Raw genomic sequence first — 7,282 nt, forward strand, 5'->3', positions numbered from 1 at the left:
AGAGTGAAAATTTTATGAGAATGCGAAGAACCTATTTGACACAAGCTTTTACGTTACTGAAGCAGAACCGTCTGTTCAGTATGCTCTACATTGCTGGTACAGGGCTGGCCATTGCGATGACGGTTGTAGTAGCAGTAGTTTATTATGTGAAACTGGCTCCCATATATCCTGAAAGGAATCGGGACAACACGTTGTATCTGACTTATGTCAGTTTCAAGTCCGAGCAGAAAGCAATGACTTATCAGTCCGCTTTGTCGTATCGGGCTTTGCAGGAATGGATTTATCCGCTTAAGAATGTGGTGGAGGTTTCTGCACGTTTCGGCAATGCGACGGACTATTATGTACAGCCTGCCGATCGGAGTGGCGATTTTCGTCCGGTACAGAAATTGGTAGACCCGGCTTTTTTCCGTATCTATGAGTTGCAGTTTCTGGAGGGACATCCGTTTACGGAGGCCGATTTGGCAAGTGGTATTCATACGGCCGTGATATCCGATGACATCGCCCGTCGTCTGTTCGGTACTACCGAAGGCGTTGTGGGACGTTCGTTTTCAATGGATTATGTGAACTATCGCGTATGTGGAGTGGTACGTGGAGCCAGCTTCTTGACCGGCCAATCGTATGCACAGATATATGTGCCTTATTCAGTCGGCTTGAATTATAAGGAACCCAGTACCTCCAGTTTTCCCTATTGTGGTCGGTTTAATGTTACTTTTTTAGTAAAAGATAATGCACAGGCAGAAGCCTTACGCACTGAAATCAGGGATTTGGTCAGAAGAGTAAATGCACAGTATAAAGGGCAGTGGCAGATGGAGTTATGGGAACAGCCCACTTCGCATACACTCAGTGTGTTTAAAGATTATCCGGCCGATACAAGTTTTAGTTCCTGGAAGGTGGCAGGTCATCTGATTCTGATGCTACTGGTACTTTTGATTGTACCATCTTTAAACCTGAGTGGGCTGATAGCCAGCCGTATGGAGAGTCGTCTGTCGGAGATGGGAGTACGTAAGGCTTTTGGTGCTAGTAAGAGTACATTGTTATCGCAGGTGATGTGGGAAAACTTTTTTCTTACGTTGGTAGGAGGCTTACTGGGGTTGTTGGTGGCATGGAGTATGCTTTATGTGGGTCGTGAATGGATTTTTATGTTGTTCGATTCGTGGCCTATGGATATTGCCGAAGGAGCTAATCTGTATGTATCAGGTGAAATGCTGTTTGCACCGGTAGTGTTTATTGTGGTGTTTGTGCTTTGTCTGATACTTAACCTGTTGTCTGCTTTGTGGCCGGCATGGACATCATTGCGCAAGCCGATTGTGTATTCATTGTATGAAAAAAGATAATCTGAAAAATAGTTGGTGGATATGTGGAAATTGATTTTGAAAAATCTTTGGAGCCGTCGTCGTCGTAACGGATGGCTGCTGGCTGAACTGATATTAGTGGCAATTCTTTCTTGGTACATTTTCGATCCAGTGATGGTGGTGACCTATGAGCGACATCTTCCGTTAGGCTATGATGCAGATCGTCTTTGTATGGTATCTGTGGGTATGCTTCCTCAGGAGGCTCCCGGGTATGAGCCACAAGCAGCTGATTCGGCTTCGTTGATGCAGACTTATTTGAATCTGGTGGACCGTGCCCGGCAGCATCCCGATGTGGAACAGGCAACTCCCGTTCTTTCTTTTGTGTATCCTGGTGCGATGGGAAATGGAACTTCCAGCTTTATAGCGGAAGGTGATTCTGTGGCTCATACGGCTTTATTTATCGAATTTTTGCCTCATACCCATTTCTTTGAAACCTATGGCTTCCAGTCTGGCAAGGGGAGTATGAGTGCGGCTCAGTTGTCCGATTTGGACAATGGGGACTATTATATCATGACGGAAGATTTGCTGGAAGGTATGTTCCGCACGCACATATATCGCAATCAGCGTTGCTGGAAAGTGAATGGAACAGATACTTGTTATACGGCGGTGAAAGGAACCGTGAAATCATGTAAGTATTTGAGTAACAAACGTCCTGTGCCGATTGTATTTATGCCCCTGCAGAATCCGGATATACGTTCCAGCCTGGACAATATGAGGATTGTTGTTCGTTTGAAAGAAGGAGTGCGTATGGAGCGTTTCTTGCATGATTTTCGTTCTTGGATGCTTCGTCAGCTACGTATCGGGAATCTTTATGCCCGCGAATTGCAGTCATACGACGAAATCAATGCGGCACGTGAATTCAGTGATTCTACTGTGCTTTATCGTCGTAGTCTAAGCATAGCCTTGTTCTTCCTGGTCAATCTTTGTCTGGGAGTGATTGGTACTTTCTGGATGCAGACTCGTACCCGTCGTGAAGAAGTGGGCGTGATGCTTTCTTATGGAGCGACACCGCATCGCATTCGTCTGTTGCTTTTAGGAGAGGGCACGGCACTGACCACACTGGCTACCTTCATAGGCTGTTTCATTTATCTGCAATATGCATTTAGTGAGGGACTGAATACGGGAAGTTCTTTGATGGAAGCTGTTACACCCAGTTGGGTAGACAATTTTGGACTTCATTTCTTCTTTGTATCGCTGATGGTGTACGTGATTCTGCTGCTGGTGGTATGGATAGGTATTTATATTCCTGCCCGTCGGATAAGCTCCATTTCGCCTACGGAAGCATTGAGAGATGAATAAAATATGGAAAGATTCGTTTGAATGCGAATATAATAGTAAACTTTTAAATAAGATGAGTATGAATATGATAGAATTAACCGGAATCAACAAGATTTACCGGACCAATGAAATAGAGACTCAGGCATTAGAAAATGTGAATCTCATGGTAGAAAAAGGAGAATTCCTCAGTATTATGGGGCCTTCCGGATGTGGAAAATCTACTTTGTTGAACATCATGGGACTGCTGGATGCCCCTACCAGCGGTATTATTCAGATTGCGGGGGTGAAAGTAGAGGGAATGAAAGACAAGGAGCTGGCAGCTTTTCGCAACCGGAACTTGGGATTTGTTTTTCAGTCGTTCCACCTGATCAATTCATTGAATGTGCTGGATAATGTGGAACTTCCTTTGCTCTATCGTGACGTTTCAGCGAAGGAACGTCGGCGACTGGCCGAAGAGGTGTTGCTCAAAGTGGGGTTGAGCCATCGTATGCATCACATGCCGTCACAACTTTCGGGTGGACAGTGCCAGCGTGTGGCTATAGCCAGGGCCATTGTGGGAAATCCGGAAATTGTATTGGCTGATGAACCGACCGGTAACCTGGATTCCAGGATGGGAGCGGAAATTATGGAAATTCTGCACAAGCTTAATCAGGAAGATGGGCGTACCATCATCATGGTTACCCACAATGAGGAACAGGCTAAACAAACGTCACGTATCGTGCGGTTCTTTGATGGCCGGCAGGTAGGATAAGGTGAAATGGTTGATAGGGGAAGAGTGGTGTGAAGGATGAACATTGTATGACAAAATGAATCGAAGATTATGAAACGGAACCTGCTGATTTTATTTTCTCTTTTTATCTGTTGTAGTAAGGGAGTGACCGCAGTGCCGATGGGAGAAACGCATACATTGACACTGGAAGAAGCTATCATGCTGGCACGGGTACAAAGTGTGGATGCGGCTGTCGCTTTAAACGAACTGAAAACGGCCTATTGGGAATATCGTACTTTCCGTGCAGAGCTATTGCCGGAAGTGAACTTTACGGCGACTCTTCCTTCCTATCAAAAAGGTTACACCTCGTACCAGCAGAATGACGGTTCCTATACGTATGTACGAAACAACTACATGCAGATGAACGGACAGTTTTCCATCGACCAGAATATCTGGTTTACGGGAGGTACACTTTCATTGAATACTTCCCTCGATTTTCTGCGGCAGATGGATGGCGGTTCTGACAATCGTTTTATGTCGGTTCCACTGGCTTTGACCCTGAATCAGCCTGTTTTTGGAGTGAATCAGACAAAATGGAACCGTAGGATTGAGCCGGTGCGTTATGCGGAGGCTAAGGCGGCTTTTTTGAGTGCGACGGAAGAGGTCACAATGACCACTATCAATTATTTTTTCAATCTGTTACTGGCCCGTGAGAATGTAGCTATAGCTAAGCAGAATCTGGAAAATGCGGAAAAACTGTATGAAGTGGCCAAGGCTAAACGGCGAATGGGGCAGATTAGTGAAAATGATTTGTTGCAGTTACAATTGAATGTGCTGGATGCACGTTCTGCGCTGACCTCCAATGAAAGTGCCTTGAAGAGTCACATGTTTACCTTGCGTTCTTTCTTAGCATTGGGAGAGTATGAGGAGCTGATACCTCAGATTCCGGATTCAATACTCGAAATCCGCCTGGACTATGCAGATGTGCTTTCCAAGGCCTTGGCCAATAATTCATTTGCTCAAAATATTCGTCGCAGGCAGTTGGAAGCCGATTATGAAGTAGCCAAGGCCAAGGGAAACATGCGTGAAATCACGCTGTTTGCTCAGGTGGGATTTACAGGAACAGACCGTCGTTTCGATACGGCTTATCGTCGTCTGAAAGATAATCAGGTGGTTGAGATTGGTTTTAAAATTCCGATTCTGGACTGGGGTAAACGTCGCGGACAGGTAAAAGTGGCACAGAGTAACCGGGAGGTTACTGAGAGTAAGCTACGTCAGGAAACCATGAATTTCAATCAGAACCTGTTTGTATTGGTAGAGCAGTTTAACAACCAGCAGACTCAGCTTCATTTGGCCGATGAGGCTGACCAGATTGCCCGTAAGCGTTATCATACCAATGTGGAGACTTTTCTGATAGGTAAGATTTCTACACTGGATTTGAACGATTCACAAAGCCAGAAGGATGAGGCCCGCCGTAAACACATCAATGAATTGTTTTACTACTGGTATTATTATTATCAGCTACGCAGTCTTACACTTTGGGATTTTGTGGCAGGAACGGGCATAGAGGCCGATTTTGAGAAGATTGTGAAGCATTGACCTCTTGCTATTGTAAAATTATATTTACTTTTGTCGTGTTATGATACTGATAATAGATGATGATAGTGCCATTCGCTCTTCGCTGAGTTTTATGCTTAAGAGAGCGAAGTATGAGGTACAGGCTGTGTCTGGGCCTAAAGAGGCAATGGAAGCGATACATTCTGTGACACCGCAATTAATACTGATGGATATGAATTTCAGCCTTTCGACCGATGGGGCAGAAGGGTTGGTTTTATTGAAACAGGTTAAGTTGTTTTGTCCGGATGTGCCGGTTATTCTGATGACAGCTTGGGGAAGCATTCCGCTGGCTGTACAAGGAATGCGGGCTGGTGCTTTTGATTTTATTACCAAACCCTGGAACAATGCGGCGTTGATGCAACGTATTGAAACGGCTTTGGAACTGACGTCCAGGGAGGAAGTGGCCGATACTTCGACCACGGAAGACGAGGATTTCGACCGCAGCCACATTATTGGCAAGAGCAAGGTGCTGGAAGCTGTGCTGGCAACGGTGAAGAAGGTTTCCCGAACAAGTGCTTCGGTGCTCGTAACAGGTGAGAGCGGTACAGGAAAAGAGCTGATTGCTGAGGCGATTCATTTGAATAGTTTGCGCAGAAACAAACCTTTTGTGAAAGTAAACTTGGGAGGCATCTCTCAAACTTTGTTTGAAAGTGAGATGTTCGGGCACAAGAAAGGGGCCTTTACCGATGCGGTGACCGACCGGAAAGGACGTTTTGAACTGGCCGATAAAGGGACGATTTTCTTGGATGAAATTGGTGAACTGGATTTGTCGTGTCAGGTAAAGTTGCTGCGGGTGCTACAGGAGCAGACGTTTGAACCGTTGGGGGAGAGTCGTCCGCGAAAGGTAGATGTACGGGTGGTCTGTGCGACTAATACTAATCTGGAGCAGATGGTGCATGAACACACGTTTCGTGAGGATTTGCTGTATCGCATCAATTTGATTGCGGTTCATCTGCCGGCCTTGCGTGAACGGCGTGAGGATATCCCTTTGCTGGCCCGTCATTTCGTGGAAAACAGATGCCGTGAGGACGGGTTGCCGTTGGTGAAACTTTCCGAAGATGCCTTGGAGTTTTTAAGCCGTTTGCCTTATCCTGGGAATATCCGGGAACTGAAGAACCTGGTAGAGCGTACCTTGTTGGTGTGTGGAAAAGATTGTCTGACGGCAGAGGATTTTCAGTCACAGTATCATCCGGCTTCAGTTGCTACAGACGCTGTTGCGAATGCAAAAGGACTTACATTGGAGGAACTGGAAAAACGTACCATTCTTCAGGCGTTGGATACGCATGATAATAATTTGACTCAGGTAGCTCTTTCACTGGGTATCAGCCGGGCGGCTTTGTATCGTCGCCTAGAAAAATACGGCATTTCGTTTAATGATTGATCAGAAGGCTTTATGAGGTTGAGAACGCTGTTTTTCCTGCTGGGCTTGTTGCTCATATTGGCGTGGAGCATTTTGTTATTTTTCACCCTGAATACAAAGAGCATGCTTTTATATGTGGGCGAAGGTGTGATTTCTTTTAGCCTGATAGTCTTGTTCTATTTTTATCGTAAAGTTGTAAAACCGCTCAATAGCATTGCAAGTGGAATGGACTTGTTGCGTGAACAAGATTTCAGCAGCCGTTTGGCTTCGGTAGGTCAGGCTGAAGCAGACCGCATCGTGGAGATGTTTAACCGGATGATGAATCAGTTGAAGAACGAACGTCTGCGTTTGCGTGAGCAGAATCATTTCTTAGACTTGTTGATTAATGTATCACCCATGGGGGTGATTATTTTGACTTTCGACGAGCAGATATCTATGTTGAATGCGGCGGCGTTGCGGTTTTTGGGATATGCTTCAGTCGAGGAATTAATGGGAAAACGGCTGGACGAACTGGATTCGCCCTTGGCAGAAGAAGTGGCACGTTTACCTAAGGATACCACAGATACCATCCGTTTAAGTGATGCCAAAATTTACCGCTGCTCCCGGCTTTCATTTGTGGACAGAGGGTTTGCTCATCCGTTCATATTGGTAGAAAGTTTAACCACCGAGGTGGTGAAAGCAGAGAAAAAGGCCTATGAGAAGGTGATTCGGATGATAGCCCATGAGGTGAATAATACCACAGCCGGCATTACTTCTACTTTGGAAACCGTTGGAGAAGCATTGGAAACATTGGAGGAAGAAACTGACGATTTGCAGGAAGTGATGAAAGTTTGTGTGGAGCGTTGCTGGGGGATGAGTCAGTTTATTACCAAATTTGCCGATGTAGTGAAGATTCCAGACCCCAATATAGAGCTGGTGAGGCTGAATGACCGGGTGATAGCTTGTGGAATGTTTATGGAAACAATG

Annotated in this window: 6 protein-coding genes; all 6 read left to right on the top strand. The window is 45.6% G+C overall.

All coding sequences use genetic code 11. The features are described 5' to 3' along the window. Positions 1–20 precede the first annotated feature (20 nt). Positions 21–1,334 carry an ABC transporter permease gene (locus WKT20_RS08160; RefSeq protein ID WP_278454293.1) on the top strand — a complete coding sequence of 438 codons (1,314 nt, stop codon included), beginning with the start codon at positions 21–23 and terminating at the stop codon, positions 1,332–1,334. A 21-nt stretch (positions 1,335–1,355) separates the two neighbouring features. Further along, positions 1,356–2,651 carry an ABC transporter permease gene (locus WKT20_RS08165; protein ID WP_117702461.1) on the top strand — a complete coding sequence of 432 codons (1,296 nt, stop codon included), beginning with the start codon at positions 1,356–1,358 and terminating at the stop codon, positions 2,649–2,651. Between the two features lie 64 nt (positions 2,652–2,715). Further along, the gene (locus tag WKT20_RS08170) at positions 2,716–3,381 is read left to right on the top strand and encodes an ABC transporter ATP-binding protein (protein WP_117702499.1); all 666 of its coding nucleotides are present in this window, start codon (positions 2,716–2,718) and stop codon (positions 3,379–3,381) included. 69 nt (positions 3,382–3,450) lie between these two features. Further along, positions 3,451–4,938 carry a TolC family protein gene (locus WKT20_RS08175; protein WP_117702462.1) on the top strand — a complete coding sequence of 496 codons (1,488 nt, stop codon included), beginning with the start codon at positions 3,451–3,453 and terminating at the stop codon, positions 4,936–4,938. A gap of 40 nt (positions 4,939–4,978) precedes the next feature. Next, positions 4,979–6,337 carry a sigma-54-dependent transcriptional regulator gene (locus WKT20_RS08180; RefSeq protein ID WP_340417189.1) on the top strand — a complete coding sequence of 453 codons (1,359 nt, stop codon included), beginning with the start codon at positions 4,979–4,981 and terminating at the stop codon, positions 6,335–6,337. A gap of 12 nt (positions 6,338–6,349) precedes the next feature. Next, positions 6,350–7,282, top strand: a 933-nt coding sequence (locus WKT20_RS08185; RefSeq protein WP_340417190.1) for a sensor histidine kinase, incomplete at its 3' end; no start/stop codon positions are given.

The sequence above is a fragment of the Phocaeicola sp. ICN-14070 genome, assembly GCF_037892625.1.
Taxonomy (GTDB): Bacteria; Bacteroidota; Bacteroidia; order Bacteroidales; family Bacteroidaceae; genus Phocaeicola; species Phocaeicola plebeius.